Genomic DNA, 24133 nt, shown 5'->3' on the forward strand with positions numbered 1-24133 from the left:
GATAGCAGTGGAAATCCTTTTTGCTTTTTCTGCAAAAAGATTGAAGCGAATAGCCCGACCCGCAGGGTTACGCCCAAATTATTTTTATTTTCTTCAATTTTCATGTCGAGAAACAGAGTACGTTCTTGGGATGAAGTGTCTTATACAATTCAAGCTGGCGGTCGTCATGTTCCAATACACCCACAAGCTCCAAAAATGAAGTTTATTGAGCAGAATTTACGAGAATTTGTGAGAGGAAGTGAAGATTTATATCGTCGATTGAGTATTAGAGAATGCGTAAGAATTCAAACTTTTCCCGATACTTTTAAATTTTATTATAAGAGTGTTGATGCAGGTTACAAAATGATTGGAAATGCTGTTCCTGTAAAAATGGGAGAGATTTTAGCTAATAAAATTTTAAAAGACTTAAAAGGTTTCAAAGTCAAGAATGATGTGAAAATTCAGAAAGTCATAACCAAAGTTAATGGCGTTGTAGTTCGAGAAAGAATGGTTGAAATAATAAATAATATTCCTGTTAATGCCTAAAGTTCCAAGTTAAACTATTAACGGTAAAGCATTTGAATATGCTTTACTAAACCAATTTTTTGAAAGATTGGAGAAAATAACTCAAACTTCTATAGTCGATAATGCACCATTTCAAACGGCTTTAAAATGTTTTGAAACATTTGACGAAAAAGAGCAAGGTCAATATAAATTGGTTGCTAGTTTTGCTGTTAATTTTTTGTTAGATATTGAACCAAGATTGTCAAATGGAATTAGCGAAAATGATATTCTTCAATTAGAGATTGTTTCAGATAAAGAAGGTCAGATTGGAGATGTTCGGGATGTTTTAGCAATTAGGTCATTGCAAAAATGGGAAATTGGGATTTCTGCCAAAAATAACCATAGAGCGGTTAAACATTCTCGTCTGTCAAACGATATTAATTTTGGTCAAAAATGGTTAGGCTTTACATCCAGTTCGGGATATTTTGAAGAGATAAAACCAATATTTGATAATTTAGCTGAATTAAGAACTTTGAGTAAAGCCACGCAGAAATGGAGTACATTAGGTGATTACCATACTTCGGTTTATGTTCCAGTTCTAGACGCTTTCAAAAAAGAATTAATACGGCTGGATAATGAAAATCCAGGAATTGTCGCAGAAAAATTAGTTGAATACTTAATTGGTAACCAAGATTTTTATAAAATTATTAAAGGAAAAAGTAAAGTGGAAATTCAAGCTTATAATTTGCATGGAACTTTGAATTTACCTTTTGAAAATGTAAAACCTAAGTTTAAAATTCAGCGTCTAAAATTGCCAAATAGATTAATTGAGGTAGTTTACCAAGATAATTCTAAAACTACATTGTTGGTAACTTTAACTGAAGGTTGGCAAATTTCGTTCAGAATTCATAATGCAAGTTCGAGAATTGAACCATCCTTAAAGTTTGATATTAATTTGGTTTCTGCACCACATTCATTGTTTGTAAACAAATTGTTTGTTGGTTAGTTTTCAATCTCGAGCTTGCGCTCATCGTTTCAATAGTTAACAACTAGCATAAAAAGTGTAATATTTGATATTGATTATCTGTTTACCAAACCTTTATGAGACCCATCACAAACAGGAAATCTTTTAGATAAGCCACAAACACAATCATTTATTCCTTTTCCATTTAATATTCTTTGCTTATAATTTTCAATTCTGTTTTCACGAGTGGCGGCATTTTTAGAACCAGAAAAATGTAAGATGTAAGCTCTTTGTCGGCCTGGCGTTAATGCTTCAAAAGCATTTTTAAATTTGGAATCTTTATCAAAACCACTAATTAATTCTTCGGGTAATTCAAAATCCTCATGTTTTTTTAATTCGACCTTTAAACCCGCTTTTTCAACCTCGATAGCTTCATAAATATATTCCTTTAAAGTGCTTTCTAATTCTACAATTTCTTTAATATTGTTAAACCTTATCTGCCTTCCGGATTGAACATTTTCTGTTTGCTGGATGAGTAGATTTTTCTCATCATTTAACAAAGCACCTTTATAAAATAAAAGCGCACAATAATCCTTAAAGCCGTGTATCAACACAATATTGGCATTATTTAAAGTATAACAAGGATGCATCCATTTAAAATCTTCCTGTAAACCAGTTTCTAAGATAATACTTCTCAGTTTTTCCATTTCTGATTTCCAATTTTTCAGATTGGAAATGAATTCATCAACTTTAGGGTTCATGTTAAAAAGAATTTATAGAAAATGATCATTTTTATATTGCTTTAAAGCCATCTAAAATTAATTTTGCTGTTGCAGGATTAGTAGCGATTGGCACATTTGCGACATCACAAATCCTCATTAACATTTGTACATCTGGTTCGTGTGGATGTTTACCCAGCGGGTCTCTAAAGAAAATAATCCCATCTAATTTTCCTTCCGCTGTCATTGCAGCAATTTGAGCATCGCCACCTTTTGGGCCGCTCAATTTTTTATCTACATCCAATCCTGTTTGTTCTATATATCCTCCGGTTGTACCAGTCGCCGTTAAATCCATTTGAGATAAAATATCATAATGATCTTTTACAAATGCAACCATTTCTGGTTTCTTTCCGTCGTGAGCTATTAAAGCTAATCTCTTTCTCATATCTGTTATTTAAAAAATATATATGCTATTATAATTGCGGCAACTACTCCAGCCAGTTCTGCCAATAAAGCTGCTGGCAAAGCATGTCTCGTTTTTTTAATGGAGACCGATCCAAAATAAATAGCTAATACATAAAAAGTAGTCTCGGTAGAACCTTGAATCACACAAGCCACTTTAGATGCAAAACTATCCGCTCCACTGTTCTCCATCAATTCTACCATTAATCCTCTTGCGCCACTGCCACTTAACGGTTTCATAAAAGCAACGGGTAAGGCAGGCACAAATCCGGTATCTAAACCAAAAAATGCAACAATGCTTCCAATGCCTTGAGTGATAAAATCTAAAGTTCCAGAACCTCGTAAAACACCTACTGCAACTAAAATCCCAACCAAATATGGGATGATTTTAACTGCAATTTCGAAACCTTCTTTTGCACCTTCTATAAAAGTTTCAAAAACATTTATTTTACGGAAAAGTGCTAATGTGATAAATGAAATGATGATACTAAATAATAAAACATTGCCAACCACACCAGAAACTAAACCAATCTGATCTGGATTGAGCGTAGTAAAATAATATAACAAACCCCCAATTAATATTGCCGCTGATCCTAAGTAAATGATGATTACTTTTTGAAATAAATTGATTCTCTGATAAATACAAGTCACCACCAAACCTACCAAAGTGGAGAAAAATGTAGCTAGCAGACAGGGAACAAAAACATCGGAAGGATCAACCGCACCTGCAGCTTTTCTAAATGCCATGATACTGGTTGGAATTAAAACCAAGCTTGATGCATTAAGCACCAAAAACATAATCTGAGCATTAGATGCTGTTTCTTTATTAGGATTAAGCTCTTGCAGTTCTTTCATGGCTTTTAAACCAAGTGGAGTTGCGGCGTTATCCAAACCCAACATATTTGCAGAAAAATTCATCAAAACAGACCCCAATGCAGGATGATTGCGTGGAACTTCTGGAAAAATTTTAGAGAAAAAAGGACCTACAATTTTGGCAAAAATATTAATCATTCCTCCTTTTTCGCCAATCTTCATGATGCCCAACCAAAACGTCATCAATCCAACCAAACCCAAAGAAATCTCTGCCCCGGTTTTAGACATATCGAAAGTACTGTTTACAATAGTTTGGAAAATTTGATAATCCTGAAAGAAAATTAATTTTACCAAAGCCACCACAAAAGAGACTAAGAAAAAAGCAATCCAAACGTAATTTAAAGCCATTTATATGTTTTGAGTCTAAAGTTTAAAATTTTTTGAAGATATAAATTTTTGAGGTTTGATTAATAGCTGTAAATCAAATAAAATAAAATTATCTCCATTTCGATTTATAAGATTTAAGGATAAAAAGTATTGATTTGCAAACCAATAACTCCCCTGCAATTAATTTATAAAAACTTTGCGCTCTTTGTGCCTTCCTCTGTTACCTCTGTGGTAATACAAATCTTCAATTTTCTAAATAGATTAAAACCCTATATTTGCACCTCAAAAATTACCCACAAGCAAAAGCTCAGCTTTAGCATGAAATTAATATGAGTTTACAAAGCGAAATTGCCAAACGTAGAACTTTTGGTATTATAAGTCACCCTGATGCAGGTAAAACAACTTTAACAGAGAAATTACTTTTATTTGGAGGTGCCATACAAAAAGCTGGAGCGGTAAAAAGTAACAAAGCAGATAAAGCGGCAACTTCAGATTTTATGGAGATTGAAAAACAACGTGGTATTTCTGTGGCTACATCTGTAATGGGTTTTGAATATTTAAATACTAAAATCAACATTTTAGATACACCGGGTCACAAGGATTTTGCTGAAGATACCTACCGTACTTTAACCGCCGTAGATTCGGTGATTTTAGTGGTTGATTGTGTGAAAGGGGTAGAAGAGCAAACCAAAAAACTGATGCAGGTTTGTAGAATGCGCCATACACCTGTTATCGTTTTTGTAAATAAAATGGATAGAGAGGGTAAAGATCCTTTCGATTTATTAGAAGAGATTGAAAAAGAGCTAAATATTTCTACAAGGGCTTTAAGTTGGCCAATTGGTATCGGAAGTACGTTTAAAGGTGTTTACCAACTACATGATAAATCTTTAAATCTTTTTAGTGCCAGCAAAAAACATATTGCCGATGACAGCATTGCAATTAACGGTTTAGATGATCCTAAATTAGAAGAACTTTTAGGAGAGCGATTAACATCGAAATTAAAAGAAGATGTAGAATTAATTGAAACCGTTGCCGAACCTTTTGATAGAGATTTATACCTTTCAGGATATTTAGCCCCAGTTTTTTTTGGTAGTGCAATCAATAATTTTGGAGTTCAGGAACTGTTAGAAACGTTTATAAAAATTGCTCCATCGCCGCAAGGCAGAGAGACTGATACACGTAAAGTAGAGCCTAATGAACCTAAGTTTAGTGGATTTATTTTTAAAATTCATGCAAATTTAGATCCCAATCATCGTGATAGAATTGCGTTTTGCAGAATTTGCTCGGGTACTTTCCAACGCAATACATTTTATCAGCATAATCGTTTAAACAAAAAATTGAAATTTGCTTCACCCACCAGTTTTATGGCTGATAATAAAAGCTTGGTAGAAGAGGCTTTTCCTGGCGATGTGGTTGGTCTATATGATTCAGGAAACTTTAAGATTGGAGATACTTTAACAGAAGGAGAAAGTTTACAGTTTATTGGTATACCAAGTTTTTCACCAGAAATATTTAGAGAATTAGAAAACAGCGATCCTTTTAAAACCAAGCAATTAGAAAAAGGAATCCATCAATTGAGTGATGAAGGTGTTGCTCAACTATTTGTACAAAATCCTGGAAACAGAAAAATCATCGGTACAGTAGGAGAGTTGCAGTTTGAGGTGATACAATTCAGGTTAAAAAATGAGTATGGAGCGTCTTGTCATTTTAGACCAGTAAATATTTCTAAAGCAAAATGGATTTCGGCTACAACTCCTCAAGAATTAGAAAAATTTACCAGACGTTATGCTCAAAAAATAGCTTTCGATAAAGAAAGTAAGCCTGTGTTTTTAGCTTCTTCTGCATGGGATATTGAATATGCTGCGAAAGAATATCCAGCAATTACCTTTCATGAAACATCAGAATGGGAAATGTTAGTGGATAAGAAATAGGATTTAAATAACCTGATAATCACTAATTTTTGCTAAATCAATTTCAGCAATTCCATCTTTATCAGTGTTAATGATTTTCTCAAACTTAGCGTCAAATACGACTTCGTTAGCCTTATAAGAATTTCTGGAATGTACAGTTTGTGAAAAAGCATCGTCAAAAGCTTTTAACATGATTATAAATTCTGCATCTCCATCTATTAATTCTTTTGCTGATAAATTATATAAGATACTCTCTTCATCTAAAGGATGCACTACAGTCCAACTTAAAGTCAGCAGATTGATGGTATTTCGCTCTAATTTAAGTGGTACAAATCGTCTGGTAGCTTTTTCGCCCTCACCAACATTAATGCTTAGCAAAACTTCCACATGTAATTCTATTAATTGGTTGCTACGTAAATTCGCAAATCTAAACATATAGGCTTTTCCTTCTAAATAAGGTGCAACCAATATGTTTTCGCTATAAATAATTTTAGCATTTGGTCTGCTAAAACGGCCATATAACAATCCTGTGGCTAATGCGAATGTTAATAATCCTAAAAAAGACTCAAATGCAGCAACAATGTTTGTTAAAAAACCATTTGGACTTAAATGTCCGTAACCAACTGTGGCAATTGTTTGGGCTGAGAAAAAGAAGGCGTCAAGAAATTTTTTAAATGGTTCTGTAGAAACAGAACCATTTAAATGTTCCATCCCTAAACTATAATAAATAAATGCGAAAAAGATATTAATTCCAATATAAGATATGGAGATGGTTATCCAAAACCTTGTCCAACTCATAAAAATTAAAGAATTATAAGCTTCATGAGGTTTAAAAAACGGCAAACCTTTTCTTTTGATGTTAGAACTGCCATCTTTGTTTAAAAGCCGTTGGTTATTTTGGGTTGGATTTTTCCCAAAACCCAAATCCTCATTTATGGTTGATTTATGTTTAATCTTAATCATTAATTAAAAATGCTTTTAATTTTTTCAATATTCAAAAAATTACCATATTTGCCTAACAAACATGAAAATTTTAAATCTAAATATAATTTGGTGGTGGCATTACGAAAACTCGTAAGGCATACCTCATTTTTTATTTTAAACAAGATATAAAGGGTTGCCATTTGGTAGCCCTTTTTTTATTTAATATTAAGCAATTTAATGAAAGCGATTTTAAATCACTTATTCGAGCAAAAAACCTTTTCTAAAGAGCAATCTACAGAGATTCTAAAAAATATTTCTTTAGGGAAATACAATCAATCACAAATGACAGCTTTTATGACTGCTTACTGCATGAGAAATATTACTGTTGATGAGTTAGAAGGATTTAGAGATGCGATGTTAGAACTTTGCATCCCAATAAACCTAACTTCTGAATTCGATTTAATTGATCTTTGTGGAACAGGTGGAGACGGAAAAGATACTTTTAATATTTCTACCTTAGCTTCATTTGTGGTTGCGGGAGCAGGTTATCACGTGGCAAAACACGGTAATTATGGCGTTTCGTCTGGTTGTGGTTCTTCAAACGTAATGGAATTTTTGGGTTATCAATTCACTAATAATGAAGACGATTTAAAAAAGTCTTTAGATAAAGCTGGAATTTGTTTTCTCCATGCACCTCTCTTTCACCCGGCTATGAAAAATGTAGCACCCATTAGAAGGGAATTAGGCGTTAAAACATTTTTTAATATGTTGGGTCCTATGGTTAATCCAGCTCAGCCTCAAAACCAAATTGTAGGTGTTTTTAGCTTGGAATTGGCAAGATTATATGCCTATTTGTATCAGCAATCAAATAAAAACTATACTATTTTACATGCTCTAGAAGGTTATGATGAAGTTTCTTTAACCTGCGATTTTAAAACTTTTTCAAATAAAGGAGAACAAATTACCACCATTGAGAGTTTGGGTTTTGAAAGGATAGAAGCAAATACAATAACAGGAGGTAATACGGTTGAAGAGTCGGCTAAAATTTTTATGGATGTTTTAAATAACGAAGCGACCGAAAATCAGAAAAATGTGGTTTTATGTAATGCGGCTTTGGCAATTAAAACCATTAATTTAAATAAGACGTTTGCAGATTGCTTTTATGAAGCAGAAAATTCTTTAACAGCTGGAAATGCAAAAACATCATTTAAAACATTATTATCATTAAACAATTAATGAAAGATTTAAAAATTAAAGTTTGTGGAATGAAATATCCAGATAATATTACTGCATTATCTGATATTAAACCTGATTATATGGGCTTTATTTTTTATCCTCCATCAAAAAGATTTGTAGGCTTGGATTTTCAAAAATCAGATTTGAATAGCATGGACGAAGAAATAAATAAAACTGCTGTCTTTGTAAATGCACATTTTCACGAGGTAGTAGAATTTAGTAATATTTATGGCTTTAAAACTATTCAATTACATGGATCTGAATCTCCAGAATTTTGTAATGAGTTAATGGGAAAGGGATTTAAAATTATTAAAGCATTTGGTATAGATGACAGTTTTGATTTTAAAACTTTAGAAAATTATAAAGGCTGTGTTGATTATTTCTTATTTGATACAAAAACTGTAGAACATGGTGGTTCTGGCAAAACTTTTGGTTGGCAATTATTAAATAATTACCAATTTGATATACCTTTCTTTTTAAGCGGAGGCTTAAGTTTAGATAATCTAACATCAATTGCAGAAATAGAAAACCCCAGTTTTTACGGGGTAGATTTAAACTCAAAATTTGAGATTGAACCTGGATTAAAAGACATAGAAAAATTGGAATTGGCATTTAAAATTTTAAGAAATTAAACAAGTGAAGATGAACTATCGTGTAAATGAAAATGGATATTATGGAGATTTCGGTGGAGCATACATTCCAGAAATGCTTTATCCAAATATCGAACAATTAAAAAATGAGTATTTAAATATTATTGCCCAACCAGATTTTAAAGCAGAATATGAAGACTTGCTAAAAAATTATGTAGGCAGACCGTCACCTTTATATCTAGCTAAAAGACTTTCGGAAAAATATGGTGCAAAAATCTATCTTAAAAGGGAGGATTTAAATCATACAGGAGCCCATAAAATAAACAATACGGTAGGCCAGATAATTTTAGCTGAAAAGCTAGGTAAAAAAAGAATCATTGCCGAAACAGGAGCAGGGCAACATGGTGTAGCCACAGCAACTGTTTGCGCATTAAAAGGTTTAGAGTGTGTTATTTATATGGGTGAGGTTGATATTGAGCGTCAGGCACCAAATGTTGCCCGTATGAAAATGATGGGAGCGACAGTAATTCCTGCAACATCGGGAAGTAAAACGCTTAAGGATGCAACAAATGAGGCGATGAGAGACTGGATTAACAATCCTGTTGATACACATTATATAATTGGTTCTGTAGTTGGGCCACATCCTTATCCAGAAATGGTTTCTTTATTTCAATCAATCATTTCAGAAGAAACAAAAAAGCAATTAATTGAGCAAACTGGCAATGATCAACCTGATTATGTTTTAGCTTGTGTTGGTGGCGGAAGTAACGCTATGGGAATGTTTTATCATTTTTTAGATGACGAAAACGTTCGTTTAATTGCTGCAGAAGCTGCAGGTTTAGGTGTAAATTCTGGTCATTCTGCCGCAACTTCTGTTTTAGGAAAAGAAGGCGTTTTGCATGGTTCACGCACCTTGCTAATGCAAACTGATGATGGACAAGTTGTAGAGCCTTATTCTATTTCCGCAGGTTTAGATTATCCTGGAATTGGTCCTCAACATGCTCATTTGCATAAAGTAAAAAGGGTAGAATATGTAAATATTACTGATAATGAAGCCATGCAAGCGAGTTTGTTATTATCTAAATTAGAAGGTATTATCCCTGCTATAGAATCTGCACATGCTTTAGCACAATTAGAAAAAATGACTTTTAAACCTGATGAAGTGGTTGTAATATGCCTATCGGGGAGAGGAGATAAAGATTTAGATACCTTTATGAAATATTTTAAACTTTAAAAAAAAAAAAAAAGAGCAAAGAATAAAAATTAAAGACCTTGTCTAATTCTTTATTCTTTCGATTCTTGCTTCTTAATCCTAAAATAAATGAACAGATTACAACAACTCTTTGAGAAAAAGAAAAACAATATACTTTCCATATATTTCACTGCTGGTTATCCAGAAATTGGAGCGACTTTAAAAATTGCTGAAGCCTTAGAAAAAGCTGGAGCAGATTTTTTAGAAATAGGTTTTCCATATTCTGATCCATTAGCTGATGGACCAATTATACAAAACAGCTCACAAGTTGCAATAGAAAACGGAATGACCCTAAAGCTTTTATTTCAGCAATTAAAAGATTTAAGGGCTAAGGTTTCTATACCAGTTTTATTAATGGGGTACGCTAATCCTATGTTGCAATACGGGGTGGCAAATTTTTGTAAGGCTGCCGCCGATGTTGGTATTGATGGAGTAATTGTTCCGGATTTACCTTTATATGAATACGAAGAGATTTATAAAAATGATTTTATAGATAACGGATTAAGTAATGTGTTTTTAGTAACTCCGCAAACATCAAATGAAAGAATTAAAAAAATAGACGGACTTTCAAATGGATTTATTTACTTGTTATCATCGTCTGCAACTACAGGGAAAAGCTTAGACGTTTCGGATGAGATAGGAGCTTATTATGATAGAGTTAAATCATTAAATCTTGAAAACCCATTAATCATAGGTTTTGGCATATCCGATAAAAATAGTTTTATGAGAGCTAGCAAATATGCGAATGGTGCTATTGTTGGCTCTGCCTTTGTAAAAACGATAGGGGATACCAAAGATTATTTAAGCCACATTCCAGAATTTATTAGAAAAATTAGAGACTAAGCTCTAATTTTTCTTTTCCTGAAAATTTCTCTCCTTTTGATTTTTCCTTAACTATTGCCGGAGCTTGTTTTTTACTCAAATAATTTAGGAAAATGTATCCTGAAATTGCAGATATAATAGACGCTATCAGTATCGAAAACTTAGCTTCTAACTGAAATAGTGGAGATGCAAAGGATAGTAATGAGACAAATATCGACATGGTAAAACCAATACCACCTAACATAGCAACACCTGATAATTGTTTCCAAGTCGCTAATCGTGGTTTTTTAGCTATTTTTAATTTAATAGCTATCCAGGATGCGAAAGTAATACCAAGCGGTTTTCCTATAAAAAGACCAGCCAAAATTCCTAAACCTAATGGATTTGTTAATCCTTTAAGCATTTCAGATTCAAACTTTATGTTTGTATTTGCCAATGCAAACAAGGGCATAATAACATAACTAACAGGATTACTTAATAAGCCTTCTAATCTTTCTAAAGGAGAATATTTTCTTTTTTCTGCATTGGCAGGAATAGCAATTGCGGTTAAAACTCCAGCAATAGTTGCATGAATACCACTATGATGTATAAAATACCATAATATAATTCCAGGTATGATATAATAAATAAGTTTTTTAGCTCCAAAATAGTTTAGTGCCATTTGAAACGCAAAAACACCAGCAGCCAATAGTAAATAAGTAAAATGTAAATCAGAAGTATAAAATACTGCTATAACTAAGATGGCACCTAAATCATCTACAATAGCTAAGGCAGTTAAGAAAATCTTTAAAGATTTTGGAACCCTATCTCCAAGAACAGAAAGTATACCTATCGCAAATGCAATATCAGTTGCCATTGGTATGCCCCAACCTTTAGACGTTGCTGCCCCAATATTTACTAAGGCAAAAAGCAATGCTGGTACTAACATTCCTCCTAAAGCTGCTATAATTGGTAGTGAAGCTTGTTTAATTGATTTTAATTCGCCATCAACAACTTCTCTTTTTATCTCTAAACCAACATATAAAAAGAAAATTGCCATTAAGCCATCGTTAATCCAACTTAGCGAGGTAAAGTTTAAATCAATACCACCAGTTTCAATACCTAGCTTAAGATTTAAAAGATTGTTAAAATAACTACCTAAAGAAGAATTAGCTATTAAAATTGATATAAAGACACAAAATATTAGAATAATACCAGCTTTGGATTCTGTTTGTAGAAACTTTTTATAAACATTCTTACTAATTTCTCTCATTTTATAATTGTCTTAACGATAATGAGTATAAAAATAGGAAAAAATATATAAATATTATGATTTTGGTTTTAAATTTCAATCATTTTTAAATGATTTATCTGTAAAATTAACAAAAAATGAAATTTTACTAATTACATATGCAAAATCCAATCAATTATTAAGAATTATTTAAAATTTCTTTCGTTTTATTCTTATATAATTTGACTTAAAGCGTATTGTCCTTTAAAATCATACGTTTTTTTGATTTTCCCAAGAATTTTAATACCGAATAGCCTAATATTCCGGCACTTACAGACGCAATTAGGATTGAAAATTTAGCTTGAGTTTGATATTCTGGATTATTTAATGAAAGTAGCGCAATAAATATCGACATTGTAAAACCTATGCCGCCTAATAAACCTAAACCACCAATTTGTGACCAGGTAGCTGTTTCTGGTAATTTGCTAATTTTAAGCTTAACTGATAACCACGAAAAAGATAATATACCTAAGGGTTTTCCAATTAACAGACCACCAATAATTGCAACACTTAAACCCGAAGTGATGTTATTTAGCATTTCTGATTCAAAACGGATGTTTGTATTTGCAATAGCGAATAAAGGCATAATAATAAAATTCACTGGTTTTACTAAAATATGCTCTAATTTCTCTAAAGGGGAGGCTTTATTCGTTTCATTGGTAGGGATTGTTAAAGCCGTTAATACTCCGGCTATAGTAGCGTGAATACCAGAATGATGAATAAAATACCACATTAAAATTCCTGGAATAATATAGAATACAAGCCTTTTAACACCAAAATAATTAAGAGCTATTAATAAAATTAAAACACCTCCAGAATATAATAAATACATAAAATGTATCTCTGTTGAGTAAAATATAGCGATTACTAAAATCGCTCCTAAGTCATCAACGATTGCCAATGCTGTTAAAAATATTTTTAAGGAGTTTGGCACTTTGCTGCCCAATAAAGATAATATGGCAATTGCAAATGCAATATCAGTTGCCATTGGTATTCCCCAGCCATGCCCTGTCTCTTCAGAAGAATCTAATAACATATATAAAACAGCTGGAACTAGCATACCACCAATTGCTGCCATAATAGGTAAACTAGCTTGTTTGATGCTGGATAATTCACCTTCAATCAATTCTCTTTTGATTTCTAACCCAACCATTAGAAAAAAGATTGCCATTAGGCCATCATTTATCCATAATAGAATACTGTATCTTAAATTAACAGAAGATGTTTCAAATCCGATTTGTTGAGCTAATAAGTTATTATATGCATCTCCTATACTAGAATTAGCAATAATTAAACTGATTACCACACAAATCATTAAGAGTATCCCTCCTGTAGACTGAGAAGTAAAAAAGTCTTTGTAAGGTTTTAGGTTGATTATTTTAGCCATTTCTGCTAAAATAACAATAAGGCTTTTAAAAAGAATTAAAAAATCCCCTTAAAAGGGGATTTTTTACTATTTCTTGATTATTTTTTCTTGAAAGCTAAGATTATCATCCTTAATTCTAATTATATAAGTTCCTGAATTAAGATTTTGTATTTGTTGATTGAGAAAGTAGTAGAATTTTTTTATAAATATTTAAGTGAATTTTAAGCCACATAAATATCTCATGAAAACTAACTCAATGTTAACAGAATAAGAAATGATTGTATCATTCTTGATTATATATAATCCTCAATAATTCCTTTTCCTTCCCTTAACACTTCAAATTCTCCTGATGTACAATCAATCACAGTAGAAGCAATGTTATCTCCATATCCTCCATCAATTACTAAGTCTACTTTATCTTGATATTTTTCAAATATCAATTCTGGGTCGGTAGTGTATTCTATAATTTCATCTTCATCATGTATAGAAGTTGAAAGGATTGGATTACCTAACATTTTAACAATTTGCCTGGCTATATTGTTATCAGGAACTCTTATACCAACCGTTTTTTTATTACTTGATAATAGTTTTGGGACGTTATTATTTGCGTTAAAAATAAATGTAAAAGGTCCGGGAAGCGCTTTCTTTAAAACTCTAAAAATGGTATTGTCGATAGGTTTAATATAATCCGATATATGGCTTAAATCATAACAAATAAAAGAAAAGTTGGCTTTTTCTAGATTAACACCTCTTAGCTGTGCAATTTTTTCAATTGCTTTATGATTGGTTATATCACAGCCCATCCCATAAACTGTATCGGTTGGATAAATAATAATTCCGCCTTTTTTTAGAACATCAACAATTTGTTCTATAATTTTTTCATTTGGATTCTCAGGGTAAACACGGATTAACATAATTTTAAAAATAAGTATTATAAACTGTTTTTTAATTTTAATGATACAATTTCATAAATCGTACCAAATAAAGGTCACAATTTTAAAATCTTTCTCGTTTAATTCGGCTTTAAACCGTTTTTATAAGCTAAATATTTGCTAGAGCTTTGTTATTTGCAAAATTTAAATTTTTTTAAAATTTGGCATTTGATTGGTATTACGGAAAATAACCAAACTAATATTTTAAGATGATGAAAAATAACTCAACTATTATAAGCGCAAACTTTGATTTAGAATTATTAAATATTCTAAAAAATGATATTCAAGAACAACATTCTAAAGTAAAATCAAAATTTATAAACATGGCTACTAAAGTTTATGATAATGAGTTATTAGCAATTATAAAAAATGATTTAAACGCTTTAAAATCCCAATTTTCGAATTCAAATCCAAGTTTAGCTAACGCTAGCTAAATAAACTGCATAAAAAAACCTATCGTTTAAAGCGATAGGTTTTTTATTTATAAAGAGATTTATTATTTCTTTTTTTGTTGATTTACTTGTTGTTGTTGGCGCATCATGTCTTCCATTTTCTTCTGCCATCCACCTTTTTTCTTTTCAGACTCTGGCTTTTTCTTATTCTCTTGTATTTGAGCATGAATCTTATCATCATCAACAAATTTCCTAATAAAGTATTGTTGAGAGAATGTTAAAATGTTAGCACAGAAATAATAATAATTTAAACCCGCTGGGTAGCTATTTAAAACACCAAAAAAGATTAAAGGAGTGATGTAACCAATATATTTCATCTGCCCTTGTGCTCCAGAAACTTGGTTGTTAAAATAAGTATAAACCAACGTCGAAATAGTCATCAACAAACACATTAAACTAATATGATTCCAACCTAAAAGTGGGATTGGAGCAAATGTTATAAATTGATCATATGTAGAAAGGTCTTTCATCCATAAGAAACTTTCATGTCTTAACTCAAATAAATTTGGGAAAAAGTAAAAGAATGCCAATATAAATGGCATTTGGAAAACCAAAGGTAAACAGCCACCTAATGGATTAACACCAGCTTGCTTGTATAATTTTAAATACTCTTGTTGTACTAGGGCTTGATTTCCTTCTCCGACTTTCTTTTTTATCTCGTCCATTTCAGGTTTTAAAACCCTCATTTTAGCCATCGAAAGATATGACTTGTAGGTAAATGGGAAAAGAACAGATTTTAAGATTAAGGTTAATAAAAGGATAATTAGTCCGTAACCTAAATTTAAGCTTTCGAAAAAATTAAAAATAGGAAGTACTAAAAATCTATTGATCCATTTTAACGGACCCCAGCCCATTTTTACCATTTGTTCTAAATCATGACCTTGAGCTTTTAACTGGCTAAACTTATTAGATCCAAAATAAAAGTTCATCTCATAACTATTAACCACCTGGTTTTTGTAGGGTAGGCTTAATTTTGCTGCATAAGCTTTTACAGCGGAGCTATCGGCAATAGTGATTATTTTAATATCAGCTTTGCTAAATCCTTCTTTAGGAATTAAAGCTGCGGAGAAAAAGTGTTCTTTAAAAGAAATCCAATTAGTTTTTCCTTCGTTAAGCACTAAATCTTCGTCTTTACTTTCACTCAAAAAATCAACAGTTCCATCAGCTTTTTGATAATAGGTTGTAGAACCCATTCTCTCATTTTTAATGTCTTTTTCTTGTTGTAATAATTTAGTGTTCCAGTCTAAAACCAAAGAATTATCTGTAATGATATTTTGGAAACCTTTTACATCAGCTCTAAAACCAACTTGATGAGAATCTGGAGATAAAGTATAAGTGTATTGAACGCTGGATCCATCGGCGTTAGCCAATTGCATCACCACCTTTCCGTTACCAGTTTCTACTTTGTTAAAAAAGTTATTGGTTGTATTTGCAACAGCATTGGTGCCTTTATACTCAAAACCAAAATTTGTAGATTCTGGAGTAAATAAGATTAATGGTTTACCTTGATAAGTGGTTTCATTTTTAACTTCTACACTAGCAATCTTACCACCTTTGTTAGATATTAAGACTTTTAAATTTTTGTTTTCTAAAACAGTAAATTCTTCATTAATTAAAGATGAAGTACTTTTTGTCGTATCTGTAATATTTGTATTTCCAGTAGTTAAGGCATTATTAGTTTTAGCAAGCGTTGTATCATTATTTGTTACTGTAATATTTTTTGCTTTAGCTAAAGAATCCTGCAATAATTGTTCTTTTTTAACATCTTCTGATGATGGTTTTAAAAGAAAGGTTGATCCCACTAGTATGACTAATATCAGGAATAAACCTGTAAACGTATTTCTATCCATTTCTTAATTTTCTATCCTCTATATTATCAAAATTTAATTTTTCTTTTTTGCGTTTTCTAAGCAAGCGGCGACAAATTTAACAAAAAGTGGGTGAGGATTTGCAACAGTTGATTTTAATTCTGGATGAAATTGTGCGGCAACAAAAAATGGGTGATTTTTTAACTCAACAATTTCAACTAAATTATTATCGGGATTAATCCCTGAAGCTATCATACCACCATCTTCATATTGTTTTAAAAACTTGTTGTTAAACTCATAACGATGTCTGTGACGTTCGTTTATTTTTGATTTACCATAAATATTTGCTGCTTTGGATCCTTTTTTAAGCTCGCAAACATAAGAACCCAACCTCATGGTACCACCTTTTAAAGTAATTTTTTTCTGATCTTCCATCATAGAAATTACTGCATCTTCTTCCTCCTGGTCCATTTCTGTACTGTGGGCATTTTTAATTCCCAATACATTTCTGCCGTATTCTATTACTGCACATTGCATTCCCAAACAAATCCCGAAAAAAGGAATGTTGTTTTCACGGATAAATTGAATGGAAATTATTTTCCCTTCAATACCTCTATTACCAAAGCCAGGAGCTACCAAAACACCATCTAAATTAGCCAATTTGGATTGTACGTTTTCTGGGGTAATACTTTCAGAGTGTATGCATTCTACTCTAACTTTGCACTCATTTTGTGCACCAGCATGTATAAATGATTCTGTGATTGATTTATAGGCATCCGGTAATTCTACATATTTACCTACTAAACCAATCCTGATTTCTGAAGTGGGATTTTTTAACCTTCCTAAAAAATCTTTCCAGTTATCTAGATTTGGTTCATTTTTTAATGGAAGTTTTAGTTTTGAAAGTACTGTTCTATCTAGTTGTTCTTTCAACATTAATAAAGGAACATCATAAATCGTTTTGGCATCAATAGATTCTACAACTGCATTTAAATTCACGTTACAAAACAAAGCAATCTTCTTTCTTAAATCTTGTGAGATATGATGTTCTGTTCTACAAACTAAAATATCGGGTTGTATCCCATATTCTAGCAGCATTTTAACAGAGTGTTGAGTAGGCTTTGTTTTTAATTCTCCTGCAGCAGCCAAAAAAGGCACTAATGTTAAATGTATTACAATGGCATTGCTAGAACCCACTTCCCATTTAAACTGTCGTACAGCCTCTACAAACGGCAAGGATTCAATATCTCCCACGGTTCCGCCAAGCTCAGTAATTATGATATCATATTCTCCATTTTGTCCCAAGAGAGCCATATTACGTTTAATTTCATCAGTAATATGTGGTACAACTTGTACTGTTTTACCTAAATAAGCGCCTTCTCTTTCTTTGTTGATTACATTTTGATAAATCCTGCCTGTTGTTATATTATTGGCTTGGGAAGTTGGAACATTTAAAAAACGTTCATAATGTCCTAAATCTAAATCTGTTTCTGCACCGTCTTCTGTAACATAACATTCGCCATGTTCATAAGGGTTTAAAGTTCCAGGATCAATATTTATGTAAGGATCAAATTTTTGGATTGTTACGCTATAACCTCTGGCTTGTAGCAGTTTAGCCAATGAAGCGGAAATAATACCTTTTCCTAAAGACGATGTAACGCCTCCCGTAACAAAAATATACTTAGTCATGATGGATTTTATATTTATAATGCTTTAAAAAAAAAAGTTTAGGGCTAATTTTAAAGCTATTTGTACGGGATACAAAAGTAGGCTTTTTATTTTACTCTAGTGTAGGTGTGGAGAAAATAGATTGGTGTGGATAAGCAATTGTTACAGAAAAGGGAAAGGATTTTATTACATATGGTTTGAATAAAATATTTAATTTTGTAAAATATGAGTGAGATTTTCAAAAGCCTGTTATTAAGATATCAAAATTATTTTTTAGAGTTTTATCAGCTATTAGAAGATAAGAATATTACAATACCCAGCGAATTGGCAAAAGCCTCAATGATTAGGGATTTTTTGGAAAACTTACCAGAATTTGCTAACGCTTTTGAAATCGAAATGTCTATCAAAACCAAAATTGATGAGTTAGAAAGTATTTGGACAGCTCAGTTTAACGAAGATGGTTTTAGTGTAAGAGCTTATACTTTAGATGGATTAGACGAACTAAATGAATGGTATTTTCACTACCATGATGATATTAAAGAATACGAAGGGAATTTATTTACAGATGGAGACTGGGATTTATTTCTAGAAGAGATTGCAGATATTGATAATCAAGGAGAAAAAGAAGTTAGTGTGAATTTTGTTTTTAATGTATAATGATTATTCAATCAATTTATTAAACTCATATATTTTCTTCTATTTTCAAACATTATCCAACCCAAAATTAAAGATAAAACTATTGCAAAAGGCAAACCGGAAGGAGCTTGTAATATATTAATCAATAAAATACCAACCATAATAGGGAAAATTATAATTGCTCCTAATGCTCTGGTTTTTGGTAATATGATTAATAAACCACCTACTATTTCTGCAACTGCAACTAATGGTAAAAGCCAACCTATTTCCATAATTGCTCCCATAATTTTTACCATTTTTTCAGGCAAATTATCTGGCATTGGCATGTAATTAAAAAATTTATTGAGTCCGGCATTTATAAACAATAATCCAAATAATAAAGAAACCACAAATAGTATTTTATTTTTCATGATAGTTTTTATAGTTAATAGTTATAAAAATTTAAGTTTATCTATATAAGTAAATTGCTAAAAAGATTACGCTAACTAAAACGGCCAAAATCCAAAATAATTTGTTTTCATTATTTTGATTGCCTCCTTTAAATCTATAGTTTCTTTTAAGACCAAATAAATCCATAATTAATTGTTATTCGTGATGATATGGTTCACTTTTTAAAATTGTAAATGCTCTATAAACTTGCTCAACAAAAAATAACCTTACCATTTGATGAGAAAAAGTGAGCTTTGATAAAGAAAGTTTTTGATTGGCCCTTTGGTATATGCTATTATCAAAACCGTAAGGTCCTCCAACTAAAAAAACTAAATGACCAACACTTGCAATCATCTTTTTATTCAATAAATCTGCAAACCTTTTAGAACTAAGTTCAGCTCCTTTATCATCTAATAAAATGATATCATCTTGAGGTTGTATAAATTTCAAAAATAGTTCGGCCTCTTTATTTTTTTGCTCTTGTTCGGTTAAATTTTTTGTTTTTTTTATGTCGGGTAAAATTTGAATATCAAATTTTATATAATGCTTCAGTCTCTTTAAATATTTATCAATACCATCTAAAAGATAAGAATCATCTATTTTGCCAATTACTAATAATGTTATTTTCATTAAATGAGTATTAGGTAATGGCTAAATAGTAAAAGTTTAGACAGATTTTTGGGACAAAGCCCTTTCTACAGTTTCTAAAATCACATTCGGATATATTGGCTTGTTTATAAATGCATAAGCACCCATTCTAACTAATTCTGCAGCTAAATTTGGATCTCCAAAACCGCTTACTATAATTACAATTAAGCCCGGATAATCAGATTTAATCCTTCGCAATATTTCTCTACCATCTGTGTCTTCTAATCTAAAATCACTTAGTACAAGATCAAATTTTTGTTTTTTTAATTCTTCAAATGCAGCCTCTCCACTTTCTGCAGTGGTTGTTTGATAACCATTCTTAGTTAAGAATTTAGACATAATTAGACATATTCCAATTTCGTCATCTATTATCAAAATATTATTCATATCGATTACCAAAAATATGCTGAGTTGAGTAAATTTAGATTTAAAAAATAAATGTATGCAAATAATTTAAAGGCTAAAAATGAAACGATGAAATCTTACGTTTTTTTTAGCAAGAATAAAATTTTTCAACTATAAAACTATATTTATAAATTATCTTAGTTTTATTTTTTTAATTATTTAATCTCTTTAATATTGAATATGAATATCAAACAAAATTTAAATCGTTTTATTATTGTGTGTGTATTATGCACTTTAGCAATTTTCTACAGTTCATGTAAAGCTAAAAAACCAGTTACCCCTAACGAAACTCAACAGCCAACACAAGAGGTAATTGAACAACCCAAAAAGCCTGAACCAGCAAAGCCTTTAGACACTGATGGTGATGGTGTGCCTGATGATAGAGACGATTGCCCTGAGGTTAAAGGAGGTATAGACAATGGAGGTTGCCCCAAAGAAATGGATAAACCATTTGATTCTAAAAACATACAATTCGAATTTAATTCTTCGGTATTAAAAACTTCTTCTTACGTAACTTTAGAAAATATTGCCTCTCAAATTAAAAAGTACGGCAATGCAAAATTTATGTTAAGCGGAAATTCATCGGCTGAGGGAACAGAAAACAGGAATATGATGCTATCCATAGACAGAGCCAATGCTGTAAAAGCTTACTTGGTTAATAATGGGATTGCTGCTAGTAGATTGATTACTGAAGGTTTAGGTGAATCTAAACCTATTGCTAATAATAGTACAGAAGAAGGTAGAATTTTAAATAGAAGGGTTGAAATTGCTATTCAAAATTAAAAATTAGTAATTTTAAAAGTAAAGCAAAACCGTCTGCAAAACAGGCGGTTTTGTTTTTAATAATGAAATGATTTTATATTTATTATGATCGATTATTTACAACAGAAAACAAAATTAGAAAGCGAAATAAAAGCTTTAAAAAAACTGATTAATCAATATTCTTTTGCCAGATTAATTTTGTTTGGAATTGATATCTTGTTGATTTATCTATTTTTTAATCAAGGAATTACCATATTAATTTTAGTAGTTGTTTTATCATTAATTGGTTTTATGTTTTTGGTTAAAAAGCAAGTAAAACATCAAAGTGAACTAAAATTTTTAAGCATTAAAAAGTTATTGGTAGAAAATGAAATAAATATAAAAAGCAATAAAATCAACATTTATAATAACGGGGAAGGTTTTTGTAATCCTCAGCATCCTTACACAGATGATTTGGATATTTTTGGAGCACATTCACTATTTGAATACATTAATAGAAGCGCAACAAATGAAAGTCAAAATATTTTAGCCAATTTTTTAAAATCCACCTCCACAAAAACACAGATAGAAGAAAGACAAATTGCAATTGAGGAATTAGCTGATAAATATGAAGAATCTTTAAATTTTAGAACAAGATTATTTGATATTGATAAATCTGAAATTATAACTATAAAAACATTTTTCAGTGATTTTTTACCAAATAAACTAGAATTTTTAAATAGTAAATTTATTAATATCCTCATTCTAATAACACCCGTTTTATCTGTTGGAGTTTTAATTTTATCCATCATATTTAATGGGTTGATATGGAATATCTTTGGATTGATATTGCTTTTAAGCGGTGTCTGCTACATGTTTTACAAACAAAAGATAGATCAAATACATGAACAAATAGGGAAAAGTGTAAATGGATTGGAACATTATGCGGAAAATATAAAATGGATTGAAAACGAAGAATGGAAAAGCAATTTATTGAATCAATTAAAATCATCCATTAAAAAAACCGAGTTGATTAGTCAAGAAATTTTTTCACTCTCAAAAATATTAAATAGTTTAAACAGCCGGTTAAACCCGATAGTGGGTTTATTTCTTAACCTTTTTTTTCAGTGGGATTTAAGAACATTAAAAAGGCTTTCAAAATGGGAAGCTAAAAATAAAAGTGAAATTATAAATGCTTTTGAAGTTTTGGTAAATTTTGAAGCGTTAATCAGTTTAGCAACATTTAGTTCTAATCATTCAAATTGGGTTTATCCAAAAATTCTCAACCAATACCACTTCCAATCAGAAGCCATTGGTCATCCATTGATTAATGAAAATTCAAGAATAGATAACGATTTTCAATTAGCCAAAAACATTACAGTTGACGTGATTACAGGATCAAATATGGCGGGAAAATCAACTTTTTTAAGAACTGTTGGTATAAATATGGTTTTGTCTTATGCAGGTGCAAAAGTTTGTGCTAAAAACATGGAAACTTCTATTTTTAGCCTGATAAGTTATATGCGTATTAAAGATTCTTTGGCAAACCAAACATCAACTTTTAAAGCTGAAATTGATCGTTTGAAAATGATTTTAGATTTTACACAATCCCATCAAAATAGTTTTGTTTTAATTGATGAAATGCTAAGAGGGACAAATAGCAAGGATAAATATTTAGGTTCTAAGGTATTTATCAAAAAACTAATTGCCCAAAATACTCCGGGTTTTATTGCAACTCATGATCTTCAAATTGCAGAACTTGAAAAGGAATTTCCCACTCAATTACGGAACTTCCATTTCGATATCACCATAGGAAACCAAGAAATGTTTTTTGATTATAAAATTAAAAACGGGGAATGTAAAACGTTTAATGCCTCAATTCTTCTAAAAGCAATTGGAATTGAGATTGAAGATTAATTTTGTTTTAATTGTACAACAAATAATTTTTACGTTTTAACTTATAATCATTTAAAGCAGGTTGCCAGCTGTCTCTAATTTCTTTCTCAGTTTTTCCGTCCTTTATTTGTTGCATTAAAGCATCATTACCAACCAGTTTATCAAAGAAAGGATTAAAGAAATGTTCTTTATCTGGATAAGATTTGTAAACATCCAACAATAATTTAATGTTCAATTGTTTTTCATTTCGGATTTTTTCTAAATCCATTTTTCTGAAATCTATTCCATAGCAAAGCTGATTTTCTAAAGGTGGATTTTTACTCATTCCATCAATGCTTTTAGGCGTAAAACTAAAATCATATTTACCTTTTAATAAAGGATGACCCAAAACTTGAAATGGGAATAAAGTTCCTCTACCTTGGCTCAAAACAGTTCCTTCAAATAAACATAAACTAGGATATAAATAAATAGAAAGGTTATTTGGAAGGTTTGGAGAAGGTTTTACGGGCAATATATATTCATCGCTATGTTTATAATTTGCATTTTTCACAATGACTAGTTTGCATTTTTTACTGCCATTTAACCAGCCTTCACCATTAATCATTTGTGCAAACTCGGCAATTGTTAAACCATGAGAAATTGGTATGGGATGCATCCCAACTCCAGATTTAAAATCTGGGTTCAAAATTGGCCCATCTATTAAATCTCCGTTAGGATTTGGTCGGTCTAAAATCATAAGCGGAATATCATTATCGGCGCAAGCCTGCATAATTTTTGCCATTGTTATGGTATATGTATAAAATCTAGCGCCTACATCCTGAATATCGAAAACCATCAAATCAATATTTTTTAAGTCTTCTTTAGAAGGAGCACTTTTTGCTCCGTAAAGTGAGATTACTGGAATTCCAGTTTGTTTATCTACATAATTCCCAACCTTTTCTCCAGCATCTGCATTTCCTCTAAAACCGTGTTCAGGACCAAAAATGGCTTCTATATTAATACCTAAACTTTTTAAGGTGTCGGCTAAATTCACACTATTTATTTCTGCAGTTTGATTAATTACCAAGCCCACTTTTTTACCTTTCAAAATAGATAAATATTTTTGAGCTTGATCTGCACCCGTTAAAATTTTTGTTTCAATATATTTTACAGAAGTAGCTTCCTTATTGCTTTTTGGTGTCTCAATCTTTACAGTATTGCAACCATTACAGGCAATTAACAATGGCATCGTTAAAAGAAAAAATACATTAAACTTTAAATTTATCATTTTTAAAAGAGTGATTTTATAGAATTGATTGCATATTTGCGATTATCAAATTA

At 31.1% G+C, this 24133-nt stretch carries 25 protein-coding genes; 11 read left to right on the plus strand and 14 right to left on the minus strand.

Translation table 11 applies throughout. The features are described from left to right. Positions 1-96: 96 nt before the first annotated feature. Positions 97-525: a DNA cytosine methyltransferase gene (locus A5893_RS10425; RefSeq protein WP_394330784.1), complete on the plus strand. Its 429-nt coding sequence runs from the start codon at positions 97-99 to the stop codon at positions 523-525. A 16-nt stretch (positions 526-541) separates the two neighbouring features. Next, complete coding sequence (locus tag A5893_RS10430) at positions 542-1489, plus strand: HaeIII family restriction endonuclease (protein ID WP_068822492.1); 948 nt, start codon at positions 542-544, stop codon at positions 1487-1489. 74 nt (positions 1490-1563) lie between these two features. Here A5893_RS10430 and A5893_RS10435 read toward each other — a convergent pair whose 3' ends face one another. The 3 genes from A5893_RS10435 to A5893_RS10445 are packed head-to-tail and all read right to left on the minus strand — an operon-like array spanning position 1564 to position 3849. Continuing rightward, positions 1564-2208, minus strand: a complete 645-nt coding sequence (locus A5893_RS10435) for a DUF1801 domain-containing protein (protein ID WP_068822493.1) — start codon at positions 2206-2208, stop codon at positions 1564-1566. 31 nt (positions 2209-2239) lie between these two features. Next, complete coding sequence (locus A5893_RS10440) at positions 2240-2611, minus strand: methylglyoxal synthase (protein WP_068822494.1); 372 nt, start codon at positions 2609-2611, stop codon at positions 2240-2242. Between the two features lie 5 nt (positions 2612-2616). Continuing rightward, positions 2617-3849 (minus strand): nucleoside recognition domain-containing protein, encoded by a 1233-nt coding sequence (locus A5893_RS10445; RefSeq protein WP_068822495.1) that lies wholly within the window; start codon positions 3847-3849, stop codon positions 2617-2619. Positions 3850-4157: 308 nt separating this feature from the next. Between A5893_RS10445 and A5893_RS10450 the strand changes: the two genes are divergently transcribed. Continuing rightward, the gene (locus tag A5893_RS10450; RefSeq protein WP_068822496.1) at positions 4158-5759 is read left to right on the plus strand and encodes a peptide chain release factor 3; all 1602 of its coding nucleotides are present in this window, start codon (positions 4158-4160) and stop codon (positions 5757-5759) included. A 3-nt stretch (positions 5760-5762) separates the two neighbouring features. Here the strand turns inward: A5893_RS10450 and A5893_RS10455 are convergent, their stop codons facing one another. Beyond that, positions 5763-6701, minus strand: a complete 939-nt coding sequence (locus A5893_RS10455; RefSeq protein ID WP_068822497.1) for an ion channel — start codon at positions 6699-6701, stop codon at positions 5763-5765. 198 nt (positions 6702-6899) lie between these two features. Here A5893_RS10455 and trpD point away from each other — a divergent pair, with 198 nt between their 5' ends. From trpD to trpA, 4 genes are all read left to right on the plus strand, one after another. Then, the gene (trpD, locus tag A5893_RS10460) at positions 6900-7898 is read left to right on the plus strand and encodes an anthranilate phosphoribosyltransferase (RefSeq protein WP_068822498.1); all 999 of its coding nucleotides are present in this window, start codon (positions 6900-6902) and stop codon (positions 7896-7898) included. Beyond that, positions 7898-8530, plus strand: coding sequence for a phosphoribosylanthranilate isomerase (locus tag A5893_RS10465; protein WP_068822499.1), 633 nt, complete (start codon positions 7898-7900; stop codon positions 8528-8530). The genes trpD and A5893_RS10465 overlap by 1 nt, the downstream gene beginning before the upstream one ends. A 10-nt stretch (positions 8531-8540) precedes the next feature. Then, positions 8541-9722 (plus strand): tryptophan synthase subunit beta, encoded by a 1182-nt coding sequence (gene trpB / locus A5893_RS10470; RefSeq protein WP_068822500.1) that lies wholly within the window; start codon positions 8541-8543, stop codon positions 9720-9722. Positions 9723-9809: 87 nt separating this feature from the next. Further along, positions 9810-10583: a tryptophan synthase subunit alpha gene (gene trpA / locus A5893_RS10475; protein ID WP_068822501.1), complete on the plus strand. Its 774-nt coding sequence runs from the start codon at positions 9810-9812 to the stop codon at positions 10581-10583. Here trpA and nhaA (A5893_RS10480) read toward each other — a convergent pair. From nhaA (A5893_RS10480) to A5893_RS10490, 4 genes are all read right to left on the minus strand, one after another. Continuing rightward, complete coding sequence (nhaA, locus tag A5893_RS10480; RefSeq protein ID WP_068822502.1) at positions 10573-11814, minus strand: Na+/H+ antiporter NhaA; 1242 nt, start codon at positions 11812-11814, stop codon at positions 10573-10575. The genes trpA and nhaA (A5893_RS10480) overlap by 11 nt on opposite strands. A gap of 205 nt (positions 11815-12019) precedes the next feature. After that, the gene (nhaA, locus tag A5893_RS10485; RefSeq protein WP_068822503.1) at positions 12020-13219 is read right to left on the minus strand and encodes a Na+/H+ antiporter NhaA; all 1200 of its coding nucleotides are present in this window, start codon (positions 13217-13219) and stop codon (positions 12020-12022) included. Between the two features lie 66 nt (positions 13220-13285). Further along, positions 13286-13408: a T9SS type A sorting domain-containing protein gene (locus A5893_RS18310; RefSeq protein ID WP_082911413.1), complete on the minus strand. Its 123-nt coding sequence runs from the start codon at positions 13406-13408 to the stop codon at positions 13286-13288. Between the two features lie 83 nt (positions 13409-13491). Beyond that, entirely contained in the window at positions 13492-14112 is a 621-nt protein-coding gene (locus A5893_RS10490; RefSeq protein ID WP_068822504.1) for an L-threonylcarbamoyladenylate synthase, read from the minus strand. A gap of 230 nt (positions 14113-14342) precedes the next feature. Here A5893_RS10490 and A5893_RS10495 point away from each other — a divergent pair, with 230 nt between their 5' ends. Then, entirely contained in the window at positions 14343-14564 is a 222-nt protein-coding gene (locus A5893_RS10495) for a hypothetical protein (RefSeq protein WP_068822505.1), read from the plus strand. Positions 14565-14626: 62 nt separating this feature from the next. On the opposite strand, the gene yidC is transcribed toward A5893_RS10495, so the two are convergent. After that, a complete protein-coding gene (gene yidC / locus A5893_RS10500; protein ID WP_068822506.1) occupies positions 14627-16432 on the minus strand; it encodes a membrane protein insertase YidC in 1806 nt (601 codons plus the stop codon). Positions 16433-16465: 33 nt separating this feature from the next. Continuing rightward, the gene (locus tag A5893_RS10505) at positions 16466-18079 is read right to left on the minus strand and encodes a CTP synthase (protein ID WP_068822507.1); all 1614 of its coding nucleotides are present in this window, start codon (positions 18077-18079) and stop codon (positions 16466-16468) included. A gap of 204 nt (positions 18080-18283) precedes the next feature. Between A5893_RS10505 and A5893_RS10510 the strand changes: the two genes are divergently transcribed. Next, positions 18284-18715 (plus strand): hypothetical protein, encoded by a 432-nt coding sequence (locus A5893_RS10510; protein ID WP_068822508.1) that lies wholly within the window; start codon positions 18284-18286, stop codon positions 18713-18715. A gap of 11 nt (positions 18716-18726) precedes the next feature. Here A5893_RS10510 and A5893_RS10515 read toward each other — a convergent pair whose 3' ends face one another. From A5893_RS10515 to A5893_RS10525, 3 genes are all read right to left on the minus strand, one after another. Then, the gene (locus A5893_RS10515; RefSeq protein WP_068822509.1) at positions 18727-19104 is read right to left on the minus strand and encodes a DoxX family membrane protein; all 378 of its coding nucleotides are present in this window, start codon (positions 19102-19104) and stop codon (positions 18727-18729) included. A gap of 175 nt (positions 19105-19279) precedes the next feature. Then, positions 19280-19753 (minus strand): 23S rRNA (pseudouridine(1915)-N(3))-methyltransferase RlmH, encoded by a 474-nt coding sequence (rlmH, locus tag A5893_RS10520; protein ID WP_068822510.1) that lies wholly within the window; start codon positions 19751-19753, stop codon positions 19280-19282. Positions 19754-19789: 36 nt separating this feature from the next. Continuing rightward, the gene (locus A5893_RS10525) at positions 19790-20158 is read right to left on the minus strand and encodes a response regulator (RefSeq protein ID WP_082911403.1); all 369 of its coding nucleotides are present in this window, start codon (positions 20156-20158) and stop codon (positions 19790-19792) included. 198 nt (positions 20159-20356) lie between these two features. Here A5893_RS10525 and A5893_RS10530 point away from each other — a divergent pair, with 198 nt between their 5' ends. Together A5893_RS10530 and A5893_RS10535 are read left to right on the plus strand one after the other, a co-directional pair. Beyond that, positions 20357-20959, plus strand: a complete 603-nt coding sequence (locus A5893_RS10530; RefSeq protein ID WP_068822512.1) for an OmpA family protein — start codon at positions 20357-20359, stop codon at positions 20957-20959. An 84-nt stretch (positions 20960-21043) separates the two neighbouring features. Further along, positions 21044-22834, plus strand: coding sequence for a MutS-related protein (locus A5893_RS10535; RefSeq protein ID WP_068822513.1), 1791 nt, complete (start codon positions 21044-21046; stop codon positions 22832-22834). Positions 22835-22841: 7 nt separating this feature from the next. On the opposite strand, the gene A5893_RS10540 is transcribed toward A5893_RS10535, so the two are convergent. Next, positions 22842-24080, minus strand: a complete 1239-nt coding sequence (locus tag A5893_RS10540) for an exo-beta-N-acetylmuramidase NamZ family protein (RefSeq protein ID WP_068822514.1) — start codon at positions 24078-24080, stop codon at positions 22842-22844. Positions 24081-24133: the final 53 nt, after the last annotated feature.

The sequence above is a fragment of the Pedobacter psychrophilus genome (genome assembly GCF_001652725.1).
GTDB classification, from domain to species: domain Bacteria; phylum Bacteroidota; class Bacteroidia; order Sphingobacteriales; family Sphingobacteriaceae; genus Pseudopedobacter; species Pseudopedobacter psychrophilus.